Origin of the sequence: Streptomyces sp. NPDC056169, from assembly GCF_042268445.1 — a bacterium.
In the GTDB taxonomy this organism is placed as follows: Bacteria; Actinomycetota; Actinomycetes; order Streptomycetales; family Streptomycetaceae; genus Streptomyces.
In genome coordinates this window covers 38,995-61,253 of the sequence record NZ_JBHJUO010000005.1, presented here as the reverse complement: position 1 = coordinate 61,253, position 22,259 = coordinate 38,995, and the positions used below count along the sequence as shown (strand labels likewise).

Genomic DNA, 22,259 nt, shown 5'->3' with positions numbered 1-22,259 from the left:
CATCGCAAGGAGCGATACCGAAACCCGAAGCCACCAGGGAGCACACGATGTTCGAGTACGAACTCCACCGCATGAACCACGCCCAGCTCGTCCGTGAGGCCGCCGCACAGCGACTGACCCACGAGGCCGCCGAGTCCACCGGCTCCGCCCGGGGCCTGCGCCGCTTCGGTCGCCGCAATGGGGGCCATGACACGGAGGGGCAGGTGAGCGGCGCCGGACGCGGTCACTTCGTCCGGGCCGCGTGACCCCCGTATGAGCGACCGTACGGATGGTTGTGCGATGCTCGGCGCCGTGGAGACCAGGTCAGTCAGTCCCGTCTTCGTCGGCCGAGCCGGCGAACTCACCGCCCTCACCGAGGCGCTCTCCCGCGCGACCGCGGGAGAGCCCCAGGCCCTGCTCGTCGGCGGGGAGGCGGGGGTCGGCAAGACCCGGCTCATCGAGGAGTTCCTCGACACCGCCTGCGACCGGGGAGCCGTCGTCGCCGTCGGCGGCTGCGTGGAGCTCGGCGCCGACGGACTGCCCTTCGCGCCCTTCGCCACCGCCCTGCGCTCGCTCCGCCGCAAGCTGCCCGACGAACTGACCGCCGCCGCCGACGGCCAGGAGGGCGAGCTCGCCCGACTGCTGCCCGAACTCGGCGACCCCGGCAGCCACGAGTCCTCCGAGGAGGACTCCACCGCACGCCTCTTCGAACTCACCGTACGGCTCCTGGAGCGGCTCGCCGCCGACCGTACGATCGTGCTCGTCCTGGAGGACCTGCACTGGGCCGACACCTCCACCCGGCACCTGCTCACCTACCTCCTCCGCACCCTCCGCCGCGGCCGGATCGTGGTCGTCGCCAGCTACCGCGCCGACGACATCCACCGCCGCCACCCCCTGCGCCCCCTCCTCGCCGAACTCGACCGGCTCCGCACCATCCGCCGCATCGAGCTCTCCCGCTTCACCCGCACCGAGGTGCACCGCCAGCTCACCGGCATCCTCGCCGCCGAACCCGCACCCGGGCTCGCCGAGGAGATCTTCGAACGCTCCGACGGCAACGCCTTCTTCGTCGAGGAGCTCGTCGTCTCCCACGAGGCCGGCTGCGCCCCCGGCCAGCTCAGCGACTCCCTGCGCGACCTCCTGCTCGTCCGGGTCGAGACGCTCTCCGAGGACGCCCAGCGGGTCGCCAGGATCGTCGCCGAGGGCGGCTCCACCGTCGAGTACGGCCTGCTCGCCGCCGTCTCCCGGCTCACCGAGGACGAGCTCATCGAGGCGCTGCGGGCCTGCGTCGGCGCCAACATCCTGCTCGCCGTCCCCGACGGCGACGGCTACCGCTTCCGCCACTCCCTCGTCCGCGAGGCCGTCAGCGACGACCTGCTCCCCGGTGAACGCTCCCGCCTCAACCGCCGCTACGCCGAGGCCCTGGAGGCCGACCCCGCGCTCGTCCGGCCCGACGAGCGGGCCACCCGGCTCGCCACGTACTGGTACCACGCGCACGACCCGGCCAAGGCCCTGCCGGCCGTCCTCCGCGCCTCCGTCGCCACCCGCAAGCGCCACGCGTACGCCGAGCAGCTCCGGCTCCTGGAGCGGGCCATGGAGCTCTGGGACGAGGCCCCCGCCGAGATCCGCCGCGGACTCCGGCCCATGGACTACGCCGAGGCCTACCCCGCGTGCGGCTGCGACCCCGAGACCACCCCGCTGAGCTACCTCGACCTCCTCGCCGAGGCCGCCGTCGCCGCCCGGTTCAGCGGCGAACACGAACGCGCCCTGAAGATCGGCCGGATGGCGCTGCGCCTCCTCGACGGCGAGGAGGTGAACGACCCCCTGCGCGCCGCCTGGTTCTGGACCGAGCGGGCCCGCTTCCAGTCCAACCTCGGCCGCGGCGACGGCTGGGAGGAGATCGCCCGCGCCCAAGAACTCGTCAAGGGCCTCCCGCCGTCCGCCGTCCACGCCGTCGTCCTCGTCGGCGCCGCCGGCTGGGGCATGCTCCGCAACCCCGGCCCCGAGGCCCTCACCGCCGCCGAACGCGCCGTCGAGTACGCCCGGCACGTCAAGGCCGAGTCGATCGAACTCAACGCCCGCCTCACCCTGGGCACCATCATGACCGCCGCGGGGGACGTCGAGGCCGGCCTCGCCGAGATGCACGAGGTACGGGAACGGACCACGTCCCTCGGCCAGTTCAGCGAGGCCGCGCGCGCCCACATCAACATCTCCTCCGCCCTGGAGTCCCTCGGCCGCTCCGGCGAGGCCGTCGAGATCGCCGACTCCGGCATCCGCCTCGCCCGCACGTACGGACTCGTCGGCAGCGTCGGCTGGATCGAGGCCAACCGCGCCGAGTCCCTCCTCTCCCTGGGCCGCTGGGACGAGGCCCGGGAGGCCGCCGAGCGGCTCCAGAGCTCGGCCTCCGGCACCAAGCCCCGGGGCTCGGCCTCCCTCCGCCTCGCCCAGCTCGCCGCCGCGCGGGGCGAGCTCGACGCGGCCACCCGCCACCTCGCCGCCGCCTGCGCCGTCTACGGCACCCGCGACCCGATCCCGCAGTACACCCTGCCCATGGCCCAGGTCGCGATCGCCGTGGCCGCCGCCGAGGGCCGCGTCCAGGACGTCCGGGCCCAGCTCGCCGCCGCCACGGAGGCAGGATTCCCGCCCGGCACCCACCGCTACGGCTGGCCGCTCCTCCTCACGGCCGCCGCCGCCGAGGCCGACAGCCGGGGCCTGCCCGCGGCCGACGAGGGCCGCGCCGAGGCGCTCGCCATGATCCGCCGCGGCCTCCGTGCCCTCGCCGCCCCCGCCCCGATCTGGGCCGCCCACTCCCTCCAGGTCTCCCAGGAGCTGGCCCGCGCCGAGGGCCGCGAGTCAGCCGCCCGCTGGACCGAGGCCGTCGCCGCCTACGAACCGCTGGACCGCCCCGCCCAGCTGGCCCGCGCCCGCCACCGCCTCGCCGACGCCCTGCTCGTCGAGGGCGGCCACCGGGAGGAGGCCACGGCCCTGCTCCGCGAGGCCCACGCCACCGCCGTCCGTCTCGGGGCCCGCCCGCTCCGCGAGGACGTGGAACTCCTCGCCGCCCGTGCCCGCCTCTCCCTGGCCCCCGACAAGCAGCCCGCGACGGCCGCGGAGCCCGGCGACGACAGCTTCGGCCTGACCCCGCGCGAGCAGGACGTCCTGCGCCTGGTCGCGGCCGGCCGCACCAACCGGCAGATCGCCGAGGAGCTCTTCATCTCACCGAAGACGGCGAGCGTCCACGTCTCCAACATCCTCGCCAAGCTCGGCGTCGCCGGCCGAGGCGAAGCCGCCGCCCTCGCCCACCGGCTCCACCTCCTCGGCACGACCCTCTGACCCCGGTCGGGGGATCCGTATCGTCACGCGGCCCGAGGTCAGGTCTATCGGGCCGCGCGACGGATCCGCGTCCCCCGGGTCCTCCCGGGTGAGGGCCTGCCGCCGCAGCTCCTCCTCGGCGTGCCGGCGTCCCGGCGCGAAGAGCTCCGCGATCGGATCGAACACGGTCACCACCTCCCTCACCTCACCTCCAGCCGGAGGATCCTGTCGTCCCCGGGCTCGGGCGTGCCCCGGGTGTCGGTCTCGCTGCTCACCAGCCAGAGCCGGCCGTCGCCCCCGGCGAGGACCGTGCGCAGGCGTCCGTACTCACCTGACAGGAACGCCTCGGGGTCCCCGGAGCGTTCCGCTCCGGAGAGCGGAACGCGCCACAGCCGCTCGCCCCTGAGCCCGGCCATCCAGATCGCGCCCCGTGCGTACGCGATGCCGCTCGGGGAGGCCTCCGAGGTCGGCCACTGGGCCACCGGGTCCACGAACCCCTCCCGGCCCGCCTGCCCCTCGGCCTCGGGCCAGCCGTAGTTCTTCCCCGGCTCGATCAGATTCAGCTCGTCCCAGGTGTTCTGCCCGAACTCGGCCGCCCACAGCCGCCCGGCCGTGTCCCAGGCGATCCCCTGCACATTGCGGTGCCCGTACGAATAGACCACCGAGCCGGCGAAGGGATTGCCCGGCGCCGGTCTGCCCTCCGGCGTCATCCGCAGGATCTTCCCGCCGAGCGAGCCCCGGTCCTGCGCCAGGCCCGTCCGGCCCGTCTCGCCGGTCCCCGCGTACAGCATCCCGTCCGGGCCGAACGCGATCCGCCCGCCGTTGTGCACGACGCCCTTCGGGATGCCGGTCAGCACCGGCTCCGGCGCCCCGAGCCGGTCGCCGTCCCCGCCGCCGTACCGCATGCGCACGATGCGGTTGTCCGAGGCGGCCGTCAGATACGCGTACACCCAGCCGTCGTGGACGGCGAGCCCCATGAGCCCGCCCTCGCCCTCCGGGACCACCCCCGGCACCTCGCCGAGCGGGGTCTTCGCGCCGCTCTTCCCGTCGACCCGGGTGATCGTCCGCTCGTCCCGCGAGGAGACCAGCAGGTCGCCCCCCGGCAGCTCGGCGAGGCCCCAGGGAGACTTCAGCCCCTCGGTGAGCGTGCCCGCCACCGACACCCGCCCGCCGCCCGGAGACGCGGTCCCGGACGCGGACCCCGAGGCCGGCACCGACGCGGAGGCCGTCGCCGACGTCGGCGGAGCCGTACCCGGACGGTCCTCCGTACCGCCCGAGGAGCAGCCCGCCACGAGCGCCAGCACGGCGGCGCCCCACAGGGCCTTCAGCACAACTGGACGGCTCATGGTCCGGTCCCCTTCGACGAGTCGAGCGGCATCCTCACACCCTTGATACACCGCTCGCCCCGATCGGGTTCCCGCCCACCGACGCCGGTTTCCGCGCGGCGCTCAGTCCCACGACCCCCGGGGCGCCGGCAGCGCCGCGATCTCCGCGAGGTCCCCGGCCGTCAGCCGCAGCCCGGCCGCCCGCGCGTTCTCCACCACCCACCGCTCCCGCTTCGCGCCCGGCACCGGCACGACGTGCTGCCCGCGGCCGAGCACCCACGCCAGCGCCACCTGCGCCGGGGTGACCTCGGTCCCGTGGCGCGCGGCGACCCGCCGCAACCCCGCCACCAGCGGCTGGTTCGCCGCCATCATCTCGGCCGTGAACCGGGGGTGCCGGGCCCGCGGGTCGTCCGGCTCGAAGCCGCCGCCCGGGGTCAGCGTGCCCGTGAGGAAACCGTTCCCCAGCGGCATCGCCGCCAGGAAGCCGACCCCGCGGGCCGCGCACCACGGCAGCAGCCGGACCAGCGCCTCCTGCGACCACACCGACAGCTCGGCCTCGACGGCCGCCACCGGGAACACCTGCTGGATCCGCTCCAGTTGGCGAATCGTTCCCTCGTATCCGTCGCGGCTGACGCCCGTCGCGCCCCTGCGGGCCGACCGCGTGCCGACCGCACAGAGCCCGAGCGCCCGCACCTTGCCCGCCGACACCAGCTCGGCCATCGCGCCCCAGGTCTCCTCGACGGGCACCTCGGGGTCCGCGCGATGGAGCTGGTAGAGGTCGATCACATCGGTCTGGAGGCGCCGCAGCGAGGCGTCGCAGGCCCGACGCACGTACCCCGGCCTGCCGTTGGCGACCACGTGCCGCCGCCCGCCGCCGTCGCCGACGAGCAGTCCGCACTTCGTCGAGACGAAGGCCTCCGCCCGCCGCTCCTTCAACACCCGCCCCAGCAGCAGCTCGTTGGTGAACGGCCCGTACATGTCGGCGGTGTCGAGCAGGGTCACCCCGGCGTCCAGTGCCGTGTGCACGGTCCGCAGCGAGCGGTCCCCCCGTTGTTGCGAACGGCTGTACGCCCAGTTCATCGGCATGCACCCCAGGCCGATCGCACCCACGCCGAGCGCCGTCGCCCCGATAGTCCTGCGCTCCACCTGCCGGTACCCCTCCCTGTGCCGTCCCCCAAAGTAACCAATGGCCCACGGGATTCTTCGCATAGCCTCCCGGTCATGACATTCGAAGACAGCACCGCCGACGTGTGGCTTCCGGTTCCCGCGGACGAGATCGAAGGACTCCCCGCACCGGGCGAGTCGGGCCTGAACTACCGCTTCTGGGACGGCGGACCGACCTTCCCGGCCGATCCCGCGCGCTGCGCCTTCTACGTGGTCCCGTACATGAAGGGCTCGGAGATCGCCGTACGGCCGCTGGCGGCGATGACCTCGGTCCGGGCCGTGCAGACCCTGTCCGCGGGCATCGACCACGTCACGCCCGGCATCGGCTCGCTGCGGCCCGGGGTCGCCGTCTGCAACGCGAAGGGCGTGCACGAGGCCAGCACCGCCGAGCTCACGCTCGCGCTGATCCTGGCCTCGCTGCGCGGCATCCCCGGGTTCGTGCGGGGCCAGGACGCCGAGGAGTGGCGGGCCGGCTTCTACCCCGCGCTCGCCGACAAGTCCGTGCTGATCGTGGGGTACGGGTCGATCGGCGCCGCCATCGAGGACCGGCTCGCGCCGTTCGAGTGCGCGCGGGTGGCGCGCGTCGCGCGCTCCGCGCGCGCCACCGAGCGCGGCCCGGTCCACGCGCTCGCGGAGCTGCCCGCCCTGCTCCCGGAGGCCGACGTGGTCGTGCTGTCCACTCCGCTCACGCCCGCGACCCACCATCTCGCCGACGCCGGCTTCCTCGCCAGGATGAAGGACGGCGCGCTGCTCGTGAACGTCGCCCGCGGCCCGGTCGTGGACACGGCCGCGCTGCTCAAGGAGGTCGAGAGCGGACGGATCACGGCGACGCTCGACGTCACCGACCCGGAACCGCTGCCGGCCGGGCATCCTTTGTGGCACGCTCCCGGTGTCCTGATCAGTCCCCATGTGGGCGGTTCCACTTCGGCGTTCATGCCGCGCGCGAAGCGGCTGATCGCGGGGCAGCTGCGGCGGTTCGCGGCGGGGGAGGAGCTGGCGAACGTCCTCCTCACCACCGGCTGAGCCCCAGGGGCCCGGCCGGTCCGGGGCGGGCGGAGTGCGCCCCCGACGCGCGCCGCTCACAAGCCCCCAGGTAGTCACGGAGAGTACTCCACCCCTGTCCCTGAGTGACGGTCCTGGTGTATCGTCCCGGAGTGGGGGGCTGCGTCGATGACGGGCTGACGCTGGGGAGCGAAGTGACGGGTCATCAGATTTCGAGGGGGGCGACGGGTGAAGCACGGCCGGAGGACCGACGATCCGGCCCGGCGGCGACGCCGCCGGCCGGCCTCCCGCACCCCGCAGCCGATCTCGCGCGCTCGGTGCCGGGCCAGGCCACGCCGCTCCGCGCACCCCGCTCCGCCGGACCGCACGACTGCGACGGGCACGCCCCCGGGGGTGCCGAGGAGCCGCCCGCGCGTCCGCACGAGCCGTCCGGGTGCGGTGGCGCGACGCCGGAGGGACCGGTGAGCGCGCCCGGGGCCGTCATCGTGCGCGGCCCCGTCGGCGGCGACTCCAAGAACCCCGGCCGCGACCGCTCCGGAATCGGCTCGATCGTCTCCCAGGTCGCCCTGGTGCTCATCTGCGCGGGCTACACGACCGGCGCGTCGCTCGGCTGGGGATCGCCGGAACTCGCCCTCTTCATGGGTGACTTCGGGCTCAGCATCGCCGCGCTCACCGCCGCGGTCTCCTGCTTCCTCTACGCCCGCGCCCACCGCGGCAGCGACCGCCCCGCGTGGCTGCTCTTCGCCTTCTCCTCCTTCATGGCCGCCGCGGGGAACGCGGTGTGGGGGTGGTACGAGGTCGTCCTGCGGACGCAGGTGCCCGACTCCTCCGTCGCCGACCTCTTCTTCTTACTCTTCGCGCCGCCCGCCATCGTCGGACTCCTCGTCCTGGCCAAGAAGCCCGTCACCCGGGCCGGCTGGGTCTGCCTCGGGCTCGACGCCTGGCTCATCGGCGGCTCCCTGCTCACGCTCTCCTGGAGCCTCGCCCTCGCGCGTACCGCGCACTTCGACGGCGAGTCCGTCGCCCAGGCCGCCCTGTCGCTCGCGTACCCGCTGCTCGACATCGTCCTGGTCAGCATGGTCCTGGCCCTGCACTTCCGGCGCTCCCAGGCGAACCGCTCGGCGACCAACACCGCGATCGCCGCGCTCGCCCTGACCGTCCTGTGCGACGCCCTGTTCACCTCGCCGCTGCTCCGCGAGAACTACGCCTCGGGCCAGCTCCTCGACGCCGGCTGGTTCGCCGGCTCCCTGCTCCTGGCGTACGCGCCCTGGGGCGTGCGGCGCCTGCCCGACAGCGCCGCCCCCGCCCGCGGTCCGTGGCTGCACAGCCGCCCGGTCGCGGGCTCGCTCGCCGCCCTCACCCCGTACCTCGCCGCCGCGGTCTGCACCCTCGGCATCCTGTACAACGTCGTCGAGGGCCGCAGGGTCGACCGGGTCGTCGTCCTCACCGGCTGCACGGTCGTGCTCGCCCTCGTCGTACGGCAGGGCATCATGCTCCTCGACAACATCGCACTGACCCACGAACTGGCCCAGAAGGAGAACCACTTCCGGTCCCTCGTGCAGGGTTCGAGCGACGTCATCATGATCGCCGCGCCGACCGGGATACTGCGCTACGTCAGCCCGGCCGCCACCGGCGTGTACGGACGCGAGGCCGAGGAGCTCATCGGCTCCGAGCTCGCCTCCCTCATCCATCCCGAGGACCTCGGCGCCGTCGTCCACGAGGTGCGCCGGTTCCTCGCGGCCTCGCCCGCCGAGGAGCCCACCACCCGCATCGAGTGCCGCTTCCGCTCGGGCCGCGGCGACTGGCTCAACGTCGAGTCGACGGTCAACCGCCACCAGGGCGGCCTCATCTTCAACAGCCGGGACGTGACCGAACGGGTCCGCCTCCAGGCCCAGTTGCAGCACAACGCCGAGCATGACCCGCTCACCGACCTGCCCAACAGGGCGCTCTTCACCCGGCGGGTCCGGCAGGCGCTCAGCGGCCGCAGGGCCTCCGACCCCGGCACCGCCGTGCTCTTCATCGACCTCGACGGCTTCAAGGGGGTCAACGACCGCCTCGGCCACCAGGCCGGCGACGACCTCCTCGTCCAGGCCGCCCGCCGCCTCCAGGAGTCCGTCCGGGCCGGCGACACCGCCGCCCGGCTCGGCGGGGACGAGTTCGCCGCCCTCATCCTCGGCGACGGCGGCCGCGAACAGGACGCCCGGGAGACCCAGGTCCAGGAGATCGCCGACCGGCTCCGGCTCACGCTCTCCCGGCCGTACCGCGTCGACGGCGGCAACGAGGTGCGGGTCGCCGCCTCCATCGGCGTCGCCTTCGCCGAGCCCGGCATGGAGGCGGGCGACCTCCTGCGCAACGCCGACCTCGCGATGTACCGCGCCAAGGCCGCGGGCAAGGACCGGGTCGAGCTGTACGCGCCGCAGATGCAGGCCGAGGTCGTCCGGCGGACCGAGCTGGCCGCCCGGCTGCGCACCGCCCTCCACGACGGCGAGTTCGCCCTGCTCCACCAGCCCGTCGTCGACCTCGGCACCGGCCGGATCTCCGCCGTCAGCGCCCAGGCGCGCTGGCGCTCGACCCAGGGCATCCTCTTCACTCCCGCCGAGTACCTCCGCGTCACCGACGACGGCGAGCGCACCGCCGAACTCGGCCGCTGGCTGCTCGAAGAGGCGGTGGAGCAGGCCGCCGAGCGGGCGGGAATCGGCCACCGCGCGCCCGTGTCCATCCGGCTCTCCGCCCGCCGCCTCCTCGACCGCTCGCTCCCGCTCGGCTCGATCGAGTCGCTGCTCACCCGGCACGGGCTGCCGTCCGGCTCGCTGATCATCGAGCTCGCCGACAGCGACCCCCGGACCTCGCTCGACGAACTCGAACAGCGCCTCGTGACCCTGCGCCGTCTGGGCGTGCGGATCGCCCTCGACGGATTCGGCAGCGGACATGTCGCGATCGACGCCCTCCGGCGGCTCCCCGTCGACATACTGAAGCTGGACCGAGGGCTCGTCGAGGGCGTGGTCGAGTCCGCCAGGCTCCGCAAGATCACCAGAGGGGTGCTCCGCATCGCCGGCGAACTGGGGATGCAGACCGTCGCCGAGGGCGTCGACGTACCGGAGCAGGTGCTCGCGCTGCGCGCGATGGGCTGCAGTCACGCCCAGGGCATGGCCTTCTCGGGCCCGCTCGACGAGTACCGCCTGCGCAGGGCCCTCGTACGGGACGAGTACCCGCTCCCCGGAGGGGTCCCCGTACGGGCCGGAAACCGTCCCCCGTTCCGCTCAAATACTGAGACGCCCGTCCCACCCACTTGACAGTCGTGAGGTGGGAGAGGGAGGGTCAGTGCCATGCGCACCCGAATTCTCGTACTTGGAAAGCGCGTCGGCTGAAGCGGGGCCACCACAGGCCCAGCTGAGAAAGCACCCGACGCGCTCCCCTCGCTTGCCTCACGGCACGAGGGGTTTTTTGTTGCACTGGATCACCCCCAGAGCAACGCAAACCCTCGCAAAACGCCTCGCAAACACCCTCTGCTTCGAGAAGAGATGCTGATGACCGACCAGGCCACCGGGCACCATCCGCAGCCGCGGCCCCGTAACGGCGCGCAGCCCGCCTCCGCCGTCGAGCACGTCACGGGCGCGCAGGCCCTCATCCGCTCTCTCGAGGAAGTCGGGGCCGACACCGTCTTCGGCATCCCGGGCGGCTGCATCCTCCCCGCCTACGACCCGATGATGGACTCGAAGAAGGTGCGCCACATCCTGGTCCGTCACGAGCAGGGCGCGGGCCACGCCGCCACCGGCTACGCGCAGGCCACCGGCAAGGTCGGCGTCTGTATGGCGACCTCCGGCCCCGGCGCGACCAACCTCGTCACCCCGATCGCCGACGCGCACATGGACTCCGTCCCGCTCGTCGCGATCACCGGCCAGGTCGCCTCCAAGGCCATCGGCACGGACGCCTTCCAGGAGGCGGACATCTGCGGCATCACGATGCCGATCACCAAGCACAACTTCCTGGTCACCAAGGCCGAGGACATCCCGCGGACGATCGCCGAGGCCTTCCACATCGCCTCCACCGGCCGCCCCGGCCCGGTCCTGGTCGACATCGCGAAGGACGCCCTCCAGGCGAAGACCACCTTCAGCTGGCCGCCGCAGACCGACCTGCCCGGCTACCGCCCGGTGACCAAGCCGCACGCCAAGCAGATCCGCGAGGCCGCGAAGCTGATCTCCGCCGCCAAGCGGCCCGTGCTGTACGTCGGCGGCGGCGTCATCAAGGCCGGCGCCACCGCCGAGCTGAAGATCCTCGCCGAGCTGACCGGCGCCCCGGTCACCACCACCCTGATGGCCCTCGGCGCCTTCCCCGACAGCCACCCGCAGCACGTCGGCATGCCGGGCATGCACGGCTCGGTCACCGCCGTCACCGCGCTCCAGAAGGCCGACCTGATCGTCGCCCTCGGCGCCCGCTTCGACGACCGCGTCACCGGCAAGCTCGACAGCTTCGCCCCGTACGCCAAGATCGTCCACGCGGACATCGACCCGGCCGAGATCGGCAAGAACCGCGCCGCCGACGTCCCGATCGTCGGTGACGCCCGCGAGGTCATCGCCGACCTGGTCCAGGCCGTCCAGGCCGAGCACAGCGAGGGCAACAAGGGCGACTACACCGCCTGGTGGAGCGACCTGGGCCGCTGGCGCGAGACCTACCCGCTCGGCTACGACATGCCGGAGGACGGCAGCCTCTCGCCGCAGCAGGTCATCCAGCGCATCGGCGCGCTCGCCCCCGAGGGCACGATCTTCACCGCGGGCGTCGGCCAGCACCAGATGTGGGCCGCCCACTTCATCGACTACGAGCAGCCGGCCACCTGGCTGAACTCCGGCGGCCTCGGGACGATGGGGTACGCGGTCCCCGCCGCGATGGGCGCCAAGGCCGGCATGCCGGACCGCACGGTCTGGGCGGTCGACGGCGACGGCTGCTTCCAGATGACCAATCAGGAGCTCACCACCTGCGCGCTGAACAACATCCCGATCAAGGTCGCCATCATCAACAACGGCGCCCTCGGCATGGTCCGCCAGTGGCAGACGCTGTTCTACAACCAGCGCTACTCCAACACCGTCCTGCACTCCGGCCCGGACGACGTCCAGGCGAACAAGGGCACCCGCGTCCCCGACTTCGTCAAGCTCTCCGAGGCCATGGGCTGTGTCGCCCTGCGCTGTGAGGACCCGGCCGACCTGGACAAGGTCATCGCCGAGGCGAACGCCATCAACGACCGTCCGGTCGTCATCGACTTCATCGTCCACGAGGACGCCCAGGTCTGGCCGATGGTCGCCGCGGGCACCTCGAACGACGAGGTCATGGCCGCGCGGGGCGTGCGCCCCGACTTCGGCGACGGCGAAGACGACTGACAGCGAAGAGCGACAAGGAAGAGACCCAGACATGTCCACCAAGCACACGCTCTCCGTTCTCGTCGAGAACACGCCCGGCATCCTCGCCCGGATCGCCGCGCTCTTCTCCCGCCGCGGCTTCAACATCGACTCCCTCGCGGTCGGTGTCACCGAACACCCCGACATCTCCCGCATCACCATCGTGGTCAATGTCGAGGACCTGCCCCTGGAGCAGGTGACCAAGCAGCTCAACAAGCTGGTCAACGTCCTGAAGATCGTCGAACTCGAGCCCAGCGCCGCGATCCAGCGCGAGCTCGTCCTGGTGAAGGTCCGCGCCGACAACGAGACCCGCTCCCAGATCGTCGAGATCGTGCAGCTGTTCCGCGCCAAGACCGTGGACGTCTCGCCCGAGGCGGTCACCATCGAGGCCACCGGTTCGAGTGACAAGCTCGACGCGATGCTCAAGATGCTGGAGCAGTTCGGCGTCAAGGAGCTCGTCCAGTCCGGCACGATCGCCATAGGGCGCGGCTCCCGGTCCATCACGGACCGGTCGCTGCGCGCCCTCGACCGCAGCGCCTGAGAGTCATCGGAGGTCAACCGCCGGTCCATCCGGCGGTCCGACTGCCGAGACCCCAAAGCTTCCCTCAAGCGCTCCCCCGTACGGTGGGACGCAACACCAGCACCTCAAGGAGATTTCCAGTGGCCGAGCTCTTCTACGACGCCGACGCCGACCTGTCCATCATCCAGGGCCGCAAGGTCGCGGTGATCGGCTACGGCAGCCAGGGCCACGCCCACGCGCTGTCGCTCCGTGACTCCGGTGTCGACGTCCGCGTCGGTCTCCAGGAGGGCTCGAAGTCCAAGGCCAAGGCCGAGGAGCAGGGCCTGCGCGTCGTCTCCGTCGCCGAGGCCGCGGCCGAGGCCGACCTCATCATGATCCTGACCCCGGACCCGATCCAGGCCAAGGTCTACGAGGAGTCCATCAAGGACAACCTGAAGGCGGGCGACGCCCTCTTCTTCGGCCACGGCCTGAACGTCCGCTACGGCTTCATCGAGGTCCCCGAGGGCATCGACGTCGCCCTGGTCGCCCCGAAGGGCCCGGGCCACCTGGTCCGTCGTCAGTACGAGGAAGGCCGCGGCGTTCCGTGCATCGCCGCCGTCGAGCAGGACGCGACCGGCAACGCCTTCGCGCTGGCGCTCTCGTACGCCAAGGGCATCGGCGGCACCCGCGCGGGCGTCATCAAGACGACCTTCAAGGAAGAGACCGAGACCGACCTGTTCGGTGAGCAGGCCGTCCTCTGCGGTGGTACCGCGGCGCTGGTCAAGGCGGGCTTCGAGACGCTGACCGAGGCCGGCTACCAGCCGGAGATCGCGTACTTCGAGTGCCTCCACGAGCTGAAGCTCATCGTCGACCTCATGTACGAGGGCGGCCTGGAGAAGATGCGCTGGTCGGTCTCCGAGACCGCCGAGTGGGGCGACTACGTCACCGGCCCGCGGATCATCACCGACGCCACCAAGGCCGAGATGAAGAAGGTCCTCGCGGAGATCCAGGACGGCACCTTCGCCAAGGAGTGGATGGCCGAGTACCACGGCGGCCTGAAGAAGTACAACGAGTACAAGACCCAGGACGCCAACCACCTCCTGGAGACCACCGGCAAGGAGCTGCGGAAGCTCATGAGCTGGGTGAACGACGAGGAGGCGTAAGCCTTCGGGAGAGGGGCCGGACAGTGTGTCCGGCCCCTCCCCCCATCGTTGGACACCTCGTCCAACCACGGACGGGTGATCCTTCCAACGAGGCGTATGAGCTGCGCCGACGCACCACTACACTTCTCAACAACATACGCGTCAGGCCCACAGCGTCGTGCGCTTTCACGCGGCAAGCCCCCTCCACCGCCTGCGGCCGTCGGGACGGCCGTCCGCACTGGATCTGTGAGGACTCACGTGAGCTCGAAACCTGTCGTACTCATCGCTGAAGAGCTGTCGCCCGCCACCGTCGACGCGCTGGGCCCGGACTTCGAGATCCGGCACTGCAACGGCGCGGACCGTGCCGAGCTGATCCCCGCCATCGCGGACGTGGACGCGATCCTGGTCCGTTCCGCGACCAAGGTCGACGCCGAGGCGCTCGCCGCCGCGAAGAAGCTCCGCGTCGTCGCCCGTGCCGGTGTCGGTCTGGACAACGTCGACGTCTCCGCCGCCACCAAGGCCGGCGTGATGGTCGTCAACGCACCGACCTCGAACATCGTCACGGCCGCGGAGCTCGCGTGCGGTCTGCTCGTCGCCACCGCGCGCAACATCCCGCAGGCCAACACCGCGCTGAAGAACGGCGAGTGGAAGCGCAACAAGTACACGGGCGTCGAGCTGAGCGAGAAGACCCTCGGCGTCGTCGGCCTCGGCCGCATCGGCGTCCTGGTCGCCCAGCGCATGTCCGCCTTCGGCATGAAGATCGTCGCGTACGACCCCTACGTGCAGCCGGCCCGCGCCGCCCAGATGGGGGTGAAGCTGCTGGCCCTGGACGAGCTCCTGGAGGTCGCGGACTTCATCACCGTCCACCTGCCGAAGACCCCGGAGACCCTCGGTCTCATCGGTGACGAGGCGCTGCACAAGGTCAAGCCCTCCGTCCGCATCGTCAACGCCGCGCGCGGCGGGATCGTGGACGAGGCGGCGCTCTTCTCCGCCCTCAAGGAGGGCCGGGTCGCCGGCGCGGGCCTCGACGTGTACGCGAAGGAGCCCTGCACGGACTCCCCGCTCTTCGAGCTCGACCAGGTCGTCTGCACCCCGCACCTCGGCGCCTCCACGGACGAGGCCCAGGAGAAGGCCGGCATCGCCGTCGCCCGCTCGGTGCGCCTGGCGCTCGCCGGCGAGCTGGTCCCGGACGCGGTCAACGTCCAGGGCGGCGTCATCGCCGAGGACGTGAAGCCGGGTCTGCCGCTCGCCGAGAAGCTCGGCCGGATCTTCACCGCCCTCGCGGGCGAGGTCGCGGCCCGTCTCGACGTCGAGGTCTACGGCGAGATCACCCAGCACGACGTGAAGGTGCTCGAACTCTCCGCGCTCAAGGGCGTGTTCGAGGACGTGGTCGACGAGACCGTGTCGTACGTCAACGCCCCGCTGTTCGCGCAGGAGCGCGGTGTCGAGGTCCGGCTGACGACGAGCTCCGAGTCGCCCGACCACCGCAACGTCGTCACCGTGCGCGGCACGCTGTCGAACGGCGAGGAGGTCGCGGTCTCCGGCACGCTGGCCGGCCCCAAGCACCTCCAGAAGCTCGTCGCGGTCGGCGACTACGACGTGGACCTGGCGCTCGCCGACCACATGGTCGTCCTGCGCTACGAGGACCGCCCCGGCGTCGTCGGCACGGTCGGCCGGATCCTCGGCGAGGCCGGTCTGAACATCGCGGGCATGCAGGTCTCCCGCGCGGAGGAGGGCGGCGAGGCGCTCGTCGTGCTCACCGTGGACGACACGCTGCCGGCGGCCGTCCTGGCGGAGATCTCCGAGGAGATCGGCGCCACCTCGGCCCGCTCGGTCAACCTGATCTGACGCACCACCCCGTACGCACGCGTGTACGTGTACCCGGCTTCTAGACGTTCGTCTTACACGATTGTCTATCGGCCGGGTACAGTGCTGTCATGGGACACAAGGAAGACCTGCTCGAAGGCGCCAAGCGCTGCCTCCTGGAGAAGGGGTACGGGCGCACCACGGCGCGCGACATCGTCGCCGCCTCGGGCACCAACCTCGCCTCCATCGGCTACCACTACGGATCCAAGGACGCCCTGCTCCAGCAGGCCTTCCTGACCCTCACCGAGGAGTGGGGGGACCAGGCCGGGGCGGCCGGCGCGGAGGGCGCCGAGGCACTGCCGGCCGACCCGTACGAGCGTTTCCACGCCGTCTGGGAGCAGGTGATCGCCGCGGCCGGGGCGAGCCGCCCGGTCTGGAAGCTCCAGACCGAGGTCGTCACCCGCATCGATGACGACGAGAAGCTCCGCGAGGCCATCAAGGAACCCCAGCGCGAGGGCCGCCTCGGCATGGCCCAGGGCTTCCTCGGCATCGACCCGGAGCGGGACCCCGAGAAGGCCCGCGTCGCCGGACTGCTCTGCCAGGCCCTCGCGACCGGCGTGATGATCCAGTGGATGGTCGACCCGGAGACGGCTCCCAGCGCGGACGACCTCACCGCCGGTCTCAAGGTGCTGATGGAAGAGGGCTGACGGGCCGGAGCCGATGGCGGGTCATGAGCGCGGGGAACGACGGGAGATCACCGATTCCCCGGACGCCCCGCCGTTCGGGTGCCACGATGGGACACCAGGGCATCCGGTGCGACGGATGCCGATCCCGGGAAACCGAGAGGGTCGCCGATGACGGACGTCTCCCCCGTGGCCGGACTCGCCGAGTGGATCGGGGCGCTGCGCAGCGAGCTCCGCAGGGCCCAGGACGCGGCGAGCGGACAGGACCTCCACTTCAGCGTGGGGCCGGTGGAACTGGAGCTGGAGATCGCCACCACCCGGGAGGCCGGCGCCACCGGAGAGCTCAAGTTCTGGGTGGTCGGCGTCGGCGGCTCGGGGAAGCAGACCGCCGAGTCCCGGCAGCGCATCACCCTCTCCCTCACCCCCGAGAGCGTGAACGGCCCGGTCAAGGTCGGCGACCGGCTGCCCGGGCAGCCTCGCTGACGGGTCATGACCGTCTCCGTCGGGTCCATCGGACAGCCCGCCCTGGAGCGCGTGGCCGAGATACTCGTCGGCCCGGACGGCGGCGGGTGCGTCTTCGGCTCCGGCTACCTCCTCGGCGAGCGGCTGGTGCTGACCGCCCGCCACCTGCTCGACGACGCCCCCGCGGACAGCAGGGTGTCCGTACGTCTCGGAGGGCGCCCCGCACTCCATCCCGCCGAGCCCGTCTGGCGGTCGGCCGCGCCCGAGACCGACCTGGCCCTCGTCCGGCTGACCGGACCGTCCGCCCCGGGCGGCGCCTCCCCGCCGCCGGCGCTCGGCCGGCTGGACGCCGACCCCGCCCGTATCGTCCCCGTCACGGCGACCGGCTTTCCCGCGCTCGCCGGTCTCGTCGACGCCGACCGGGTCGCGGTCCGCGACAGCTACCAGGTGACCGCCGAGGTCGCGACCCACTCGTACGTCAAGACCGGCCGCCTCGAACTCCGGGGCCACGCACGGTCCGACGCGGTCGGAGCGCGCTGGCGCGGCTTGTCCGGTGGGGCCGTCTTCGCCGAGGACACCCTGATCGGCGTGGTCGTCTCCGCGGCCGGTGACGCCCCTGTCCTGCACGCCACCCCGCTCTCCGCCGTCGCCGCCGACCCGGACCTGCGGTCCCTCCTCCTCGCCGACGGCGTCGAGCCCGACCTGCGTCCCGTGCGCCGCACGGCCGCCTACACCCGGCGGGTCCGGCGGCTCGCCCGCCAGGCGGGGGAGCTGCAGGACAGGGAGACGGAGCTGGCGGAGATCGAGAGGTTCGCGCGCTCCCACCCCTGGTGGTACACGCGCGGCGGGCCGGACCCCGGTCCCCTCCTGTGGCAGCCCGACCGCGACCGCTCCGACCGCGACCCGTCGTACGCACCTCCCCATGCCTCGTACCGGTGGATCACCGGTCCGCCCTGGGCGGGGAAGACCGCCCTGGCCGCACGCTTCGCGGCCTTCCCGCCGCCCGACATCGACGTCGTGTCGTTCTTCGTCTCCCGCAGCTTCGGCGAACAGACCCGGCAGTTCCAGCAGGAGGTCTGCGACCAACTGGCCGCACTGCTCGGCGACCCGCCGCAGACGTTCTCCGGGCAGGGCGCCCTGGACAGCCTCTGGCAGCGGGCGAACGACCGGGCCGCGTTCCACGGCCGGAACCTGCTGCTGCTCGTCGACGGCCTCGACGAGAACGACGAGTCGCCGCCGATCGCCGCCCTGCTGCCCACCGAGACCGGCGCCACCGGCCACGTCCTCGTCCTCAGCCGCGCGATGCCGCCCATCCCGGCGGCCGTGCCACGTGACCATCCCCTGCGCGACGAGGAGCGGTGCCCCAGGGTGCCGCTGTCCCCGACCCGCCGGGCGGACCAACTCCGCGAACGGGCCACGGACGAACTCACCACCCTGCTGCCCGACCGCGACGTACGCACGGTCCTCGGCACCCTCGCCGTCGGCGGCCCGATGACCCTGGACGACCTGGGTGCCGTGCTGGAGACGGCGGGCGGCGCCCCCGACCCGTACGACCTCAGGACCCTCGTCCGCTCGGTCCCGGCGCGGGTGCTGTCCTCGGTCGCCGACCTGTCCTCGGTCGCCGACGCGGCCGGCGGGGCCGAGGGGACCGCCGAACGCTTCGGTTTCGCCCACGACGAGCTGCGCCGCGCCACCCTCGCCGAGATCGGCGCCGCCGCGGCACGGCACCGCGAGGCCCTGCACACCTGGGCGGACGGCTACGCGCGCCGCGCCTGGCCCGACGACACCCCCGACTATCTCGTCGCCCACTACCCCGCCGTGCTCCTGGCCTCCTCCGACACGGCCCGCCTCACGGTCCTGCCGTCCCCCGAGCGGGTGGCGCTGTGGCAACGCCGCACCGGCCACGACACCGACGCCGCGCGGGAGATCACCGGCGCGCTCCAGGCGCTGGCCGAGTGGGAGGGAGACGGCCTGGGCGCCGCGGCCGTCCTGGCGATGCGCCGCTACCGGCTCTTCGAGGTCCCGGCCGACCCCAGCTTCGGGTTCCCCGCCGAGATCCCGATCGGCTGGGCCGAGCAGGGCCAGTGGGCCAGGGCGGACTATCTGGCCTCCGTGATCTGGTCCTCCGCGCGGGCGTACGCGGGCATCGCCCTCGTCGCCGCGCACCTGGGCGAGCGTGAACGCTTCCACGGCCTCGCCCAGCAGGCCTGGGAAGCCGCCCGGCACAGCCCCGCGGGCGCGGTCTGGGACGCTCCCGGGCTGGCCGCCGTCGGCCGGGCCGCCTTCGGCCTGGACGCACCGAAGCTGGGGCGGCAGCTGCTGTACGCGGCCGCGGAGTCCCTGAGGACGCAAGAGGACGACAGCGCGAACCTGACGGCGAAGGCCCTCGCCCAGACGGCCGGGGAGCACGCGGCGGTCGGTGAGCGGGACGCCGCCCTCGCGCTCATCGGCACGGCGGAGCGACTTGTCCGCACCGAGCGCTCCGTCGCCTCCGCTCAGCAAGGCGAGGTCGCCTACCGGTCGGCGCTCGTCAGGGGGCTCGACGGGGCCCTCGCCGCCTTTCCCGTACCTCGCGAGGGGGCGGAGCGGGCGAGGGTGCTGGCGTGCTTCGCACGCGCGGCCGGACAGCGCGGCGACGTGGCCGACTGCCTGCGCGCGCTGGCGGCGGCGGAGGCGGCGCTGCGGGGGCTCGATTCCGACGCGTATCTGCTCGTGGTGCCGGACGTCGTCGAGGCCGCCGCGCGTACGGGTCACGAGGGCACCGCCCGGCGGCTGGCCGAAGAGGCGGTCACGCGCATGCCTTCGGCGACCGGCCCAGGACACCGGGACCGGGCGCGGGCGCGGCTCGCCCCCTTGTACGAGCTTCTCCGGGATCAGGAGCGGGCCGACGCCCTGACCGACGAGGTCGGCGAGGTGCGGCAGCGGCCGGCCGCTCTCTCCGCGTGCGCCGAGGCGGCGTACGAGCGAGGGGACGCGGAGCGGGCCGGACGGCTCCTCGACCGTGCCGAGCGGCTGCCCGCATCGGGCTCGGCGGCAGGCAGTCAGCAAGACCCGCGCCGGGATCTCGCCGCCGTCAACGCGAAATGCGGGCGGCCGGACCGGTCCGAGCGGATCCTGCGGGCACTGACCGTTCCGGGACGCCACTTCTGGGAACGACTGGCCCTGGCCGAGGCGGTCGGCCGCACCGGGCGGCTCGACCAGTCGGAGCGGGTGCTCGCCCTCGCCGACGGCGACGACGACTGGGCGCAACGCGCGGCGGCCGCGCTGGCCGTCGGTGCGGCGCGGGCGGGTGACCTGGACCGGGTGCGGACGCTCGCCGCGTTCAGCGACAGCGCGCACCGCGGTCTCCTGCTGCGGCTCGCCGCCGTCGGTGCCGCCGAGGGCGGGTACTTCGACCTGACCGCACGTCTGATCGACCTGGCACGGGAGGCGCACCCGGCCTCGGGCCAGGTCGTCCACCGCGGCAGGGAGGACGACCCCGTCGCGACGGCCGCCTTCCTGGCCGTACGGGCCGGGGAACCGAGCTGGGCCCAGCACTTCGCCGAGCTCGTCCGCCCGCTGGGTGCCCCGTGGCCGCCGTCGGGCCCCGCGATCACCCTCGCGGTCCGCTGGGACTTCGACGGGGCGCGGCGGAGAGCGCTCGGGATCTCCATGCCCCCGGACCGGGCGGAGGCACTGGCCGTCGTGGCGGAGATCGCCGCCATCCGCGGGCACGAACCCCTCGCCGACGAACTGTTCGACCTGGCGCGGCAGGCCGTCGACCTGTGGGACGCGGCCGCGTACGCGCGCTCCCGCGCCTCGTCGCGCCTGGCGGTCGCGGCCGCCCGGACGGGGCGCCTCGGGCAGGTCCGCGGACTCCTGCGACGGATGCACGCGGCCCACCCGGACCACCGGGTGCCGGCGCTCGCGGCCCTGGCGGAGGCCCTGGCCCGGCGGGGCGAGCACGCGGGGGCGGTCGCTTCCCTGGACGAGGCCTTCGCCTGCTTCGTCTCACGCCAGGGCGGAGCGGACGAGGAGAAGGCGCTCGCAGCGCTGGTGACGGCCGGGACGGCCGTCGATCCGGCGCGCTCCCGACGCCAGGTGGTCCGCCTCCTCGCCGACCGGCAGCGCACCCCGGCCCTGCTGCCGGCGGTGCTCCTCGCGGACCCGGAACTGGCGCCGCTGACGATCGATCTGCTCGGCGGCTCCCCGGACCCCGACGCGGCTCCCGGAGGCTTCTCCTAGAGCCGGGCCGACTTCAGGGACATGTGGAGCAGGAGGCGGTCCTCGCCGTCGTCCAGGTCCAGGCCCGTGAGCTGTTCGACCCGGGACAGCCGGTAGTAGAGGGTCTGCCGGTGGATGCCCAGGGCCGCCGCCGTACGGCCCGCCTGGCCCGCGTTGTCGAGGAACACCTCGGCCGTGCGGGCCAGTTCGGCGTGGGCGGGGGCGAGCAGCGGCGCGACGGCCGGGTCGATCTCGGGGTGGTAGAGCGCCGCGAGCAGCCGGTACGGGCCGATCCCGGCCCACTCCGCGACCGGGCCGAGCTTCGGCTGCGCCGTGGCGGCCCGGGCCGCCGTGCTCGCTTCGCGCCAGGCCGCCGGGAGCTCCCCGAGACCCCGGCGGGGCGTCGCGATACCGGCCGGCGCGGCGGCGCGCAGCCGGTCCGCGGCCGTGTGGGCGGGGGAGAGGTCGTCGGCCGTGCGCAGCCGTACGAGGACGGCGAGGGACTGGGCCTCCGGGAGCGTGGCCACGGCCGCCGCGCCGGGGACCGCCCGGATCGCGGGGGCCTCGCCCTGCCAGGGGGTGACGCAGACGACGGTGTGCAGTCCTTCCGCGCTGGGCCCCAGGGCCGCCCGGAGCGCCGCGACGGCCATGTCGTTCTGCCAGCCGCGCCCGGCGGTCAGCACCGCGGCGAACTCGCGGGAGAGGTCGGCGCCCGCGCGCTCCTCGTCGGCGAGGAGCCCGCCGATCCGGGTGGCGACCTCCATCGCGGCCGCGAGCTGGGCGGGCGTGGGGCCGGGCTCGGCGTCCAGTAGCCAGACGTATCCGAGGACGACGCCCCGATGGCGTACGGGAAGACAGATCCGGTCCCGGAAGACCCCGGCGTCCGGGGCGGCCGGGATACGGACCGGGCCCGTCGCCCGGGTGATGCCGAAGCCCTCGAACCAGGCGCGGACCGCCGGCGTCGACTTCCGGGTCAGGATCGACCGGGTCCGGACGGGGTCCATCGCGGCGTCGTCGTCACTGTCGTGCGCCCCGAAGGCGATCAGCCCGAAATCGCGGTTCTCCAGCGTCGCCGGGGCGCCCAGGAGCGCGGAGATCTCGTCGACCAGTTCTTGGTAATCGCCCTTCACGACGCCATTCTCGCACCCCTTCAGACATGTGTATGAGATGCCGCGCACGGATGCGTGACAGCTGTCGATGGCAGAGGATCGGAGCGATCCATAGGTTTCACGGTGGTTCTCCGTGCTGTTCCCGTTTTCTTACGAAAGATCGGGTAGGCACTCTTCGTCACCCTG

General features: G+C 73.1%; 15 protein-coding genes. 11 read left to right on the top strand and 4 right to left on the bottom strand.

Annotation, left to right across the window (positions count from 1 at the left end):
- The first annotated feature begins 47 nt into the window (after positions 1-47).
- Positions 48-245, top strand: coding sequence for a hypothetical protein (locus ACFC0G_RS09280; protein WP_376399677.1), 198 nt, complete (start codon positions 48-50; stop codon positions 243-245).
- A gap of 7 nt (positions 246-252) precedes the next feature.
- The gene (locus tag ACFC0G_RS09275; RefSeq protein WP_376399675.1) at positions 253-3,309 is read left to right on the top strand and encodes an AAA family ATPase; all 3,057 of its coding nucleotides are present in this window, start codon (positions 253-255) and stop codon (positions 3,307-3,309) included.
- On the opposite strand, the gene ACFC0G_RS09270 is transcribed toward ACFC0G_RS09275, so the two are convergent.
- From ACFC0G_RS09270 to ACFC0G_RS09260, 3 genes are all read right to left on the bottom strand, one after another.
- Complete coding sequence (locus ACFC0G_RS09270) at positions 3,193-3,474, bottom strand: DUF6191 domain-containing protein (protein WP_376400482.1); 282 nt, start codon at positions 3,472-3,474, stop codon at positions 3,193-3,195. The two genes, ACFC0G_RS09275 and ACFC0G_RS09270, sit on opposite strands and share 117 nt — an antisense overlap.
- Before the next feature lie 14 nt (positions 3,475-3,488).
- Positions 3,489-4,634, bottom strand: coding sequence for a PQQ-dependent sugar dehydrogenase (locus tag ACFC0G_RS09265; protein WP_376399672.1), 1,146 nt, complete (start codon positions 4,632-4,634; stop codon positions 3,489-3,491).
- A 102-nt stretch (positions 4,635-4,736) separates the two neighbouring features.
- Positions 4,737-5,759 (bottom strand): aldo/keto reductase, encoded by a 1,023-nt coding sequence (locus tag ACFC0G_RS09260; protein ID WP_376399669.1) that lies wholly within the window; start codon positions 5,757-5,759, stop codon positions 4,737-4,739.
- Between the two features lie 102 nt (positions 5,760-5,861).
- On the opposite strand from ACFC0G_RS09260, the gene ACFC0G_RS09255 reads away from it, so the two are divergent.
- The 9 genes from ACFC0G_RS09255 to ACFC0G_RS09215 all read left to right on the top strand — a co-directional run bounded on the left by ACFC0G_RS09255 (position 5,862) and on the right by ACFC0G_RS09215 (position 20,985).
- On the top strand, positions 5,862-6,800 hold the full coding sequence (locus ACFC0G_RS09255) for a 2-hydroxyacid dehydrogenase (RefSeq protein ID WP_376400479.1): 939 nt from the start codon (positions 5,862-5,864) through the stop codon (positions 6,798-6,800).
- Positions 6,801-7,240: 440 nt separating this feature from the next.
- Positions 7,241-10,072: a putative bifunctional diguanylate cyclase/phosphodiesterase gene (locus tag ACFC0G_RS09250; protein WP_376399666.1), complete on the top strand. Its 2,832-nt coding sequence runs from the start codon at positions 7,241-7,243 to the stop codon at positions 10,070-10,072.
- A gap of 228 nt (positions 10,073-10,300) precedes the next feature.
- On the top strand, positions 10,301-12,151 hold the full coding sequence (locus ACFC0G_RS09245) for an acetolactate synthase large subunit (protein ID WP_376399664.1): 1,851 nt from the start codon (positions 10,301-10,303) through the stop codon (positions 12,149-12,151).
- Between the two features lie 31 nt (positions 12,152-12,182).
- Positions 12,183-12,710 (top strand): acetolactate synthase small subunit, encoded by a 528-nt coding sequence (ilvN, locus tag ACFC0G_RS09240; RefSeq protein ID WP_024756291.1) that lies wholly within the window; start codon positions 12,183-12,185, stop codon positions 12,708-12,710.
- A gap of 119 nt (positions 12,711-12,829) precedes the next feature.
- A complete protein-coding gene (gene ilvC / locus ACFC0G_RS09235) occupies positions 12,830-13,831 on the top strand; it encodes a ketol-acid reductoisomerase (RefSeq protein WP_024756290.1) in 1,002 nt (333 codons plus the stop codon).
- 237 nt (positions 13,832-14,068) lie between these two features.
- Complete coding sequence (serA, locus tag ACFC0G_RS09230) at positions 14,069-15,658, top strand: phosphoglycerate dehydrogenase (protein ID WP_376399660.1); 1,590 nt, start codon at positions 14,069-14,071, stop codon at positions 15,656-15,658.
- Between the two features lie 89 nt (positions 15,659-15,747).
- On the top strand, positions 15,748-16,323 hold the full coding sequence (locus tag ACFC0G_RS09225) for a TetR/AcrR family transcriptional regulator (protein ID WP_376399657.1): 576 nt from the start codon (positions 15,748-15,750) through the stop codon (positions 16,321-16,323).
- Between the two features lie 147 nt (positions 16,324-16,470).
- The gene (locus ACFC0G_RS09220) at positions 16,471-16,782 is read left to right on the top strand and encodes a trypco2 family protein (protein ID WP_376399654.1); all 312 of its coding nucleotides are present in this window, start codon (positions 16,471-16,473) and stop codon (positions 16,780-16,782) included.
- Positions 16,783-16,788: 6 nt separating this feature from the next.
- Complete coding sequence (locus ACFC0G_RS09215; RefSeq protein WP_376399651.1) at positions 16,789-20,985, top strand: trypsin-like peptidase domain-containing protein; 4,197 nt, start codon at positions 16,789-16,791, stop codon at positions 20,983-20,985.
- Here the strand turns inward: ACFC0G_RS09215 and ACFC0G_RS09210 are convergent.
- Positions 20,982-22,094 (bottom strand): PucR family transcriptional regulator, encoded by a 1,113-nt coding sequence (locus tag ACFC0G_RS09210; protein ID WP_376399648.1) that lies wholly within the window; start codon positions 22,092-22,094, stop codon positions 20,982-20,984. The genes ACFC0G_RS09215 and ACFC0G_RS09210 overlap by 4 nt on opposite strands.
- Positions 22,095-22,259 lie beyond the last annotated feature (165 nt).

What these genes read in the sequence shown, in the direction of transcription:
- ACFC0G_RS09280 (WP_376399677.1), top strand. Translation starts at nt 48, where the DNA reads ATGTTCGAGTACGAACTCCACCGCATGAACCACGCCCAGCTCGTCCGT.
- ACFC0G_RS09275 (WP_376399675.1), top strand. Translation starts at nt 253, where the DNA reads ATGAGCGACCGTACGGATGGTTGTGCGATGCTCGGCGCCGTGGAGACC.
- ACFC0G_RS09265 (WP_376399672.1), bottom strand. Translation starts at nt 4,634, where the DNA reads ATGAGCCGTCCAGTTGTGCTGAAGGCCCTGTGGGGCGCCGCCGTGCTG.
- ACFC0G_RS09245 (WP_376399664.1), top strand. Translation starts at nt 10,301, where the DNA reads ATGCTGATGACCGACCAGGCCACCGGGCACCATCCGCAGCCGCGGCCC.
- ilvN (WP_024756291.1), top strand. Translation starts at nt 12,183, where the DNA reads ATGTCCACCAAGCACACGCTCTCCGTTCTCGTCGAGAACACGCCCGGC.
- ACFC0G_RS09225 (WP_376399657.1), top strand. Translation starts at nt 15,748, where the DNA reads ATGGGACACAAGGAAGACCTGCTCGAAGGCGCCAAGCGCTGCCTCCTG.
- ACFC0G_RS09220 (WP_376399654.1), top strand. Translation starts at nt 16,471, where the DNA reads ATGACGGACGTCTCCCCCGTGGCCGGACTCGCCGAGTGGATCGGGGCG.
- ACFC0G_RS09215 (WP_376399651.1), top strand. Translation starts at nt 16,789, where the DNA reads ATGACCGTCTCCGTCGGGTCCATCGGACAGCCCGCCCTGGAGCGCGTG.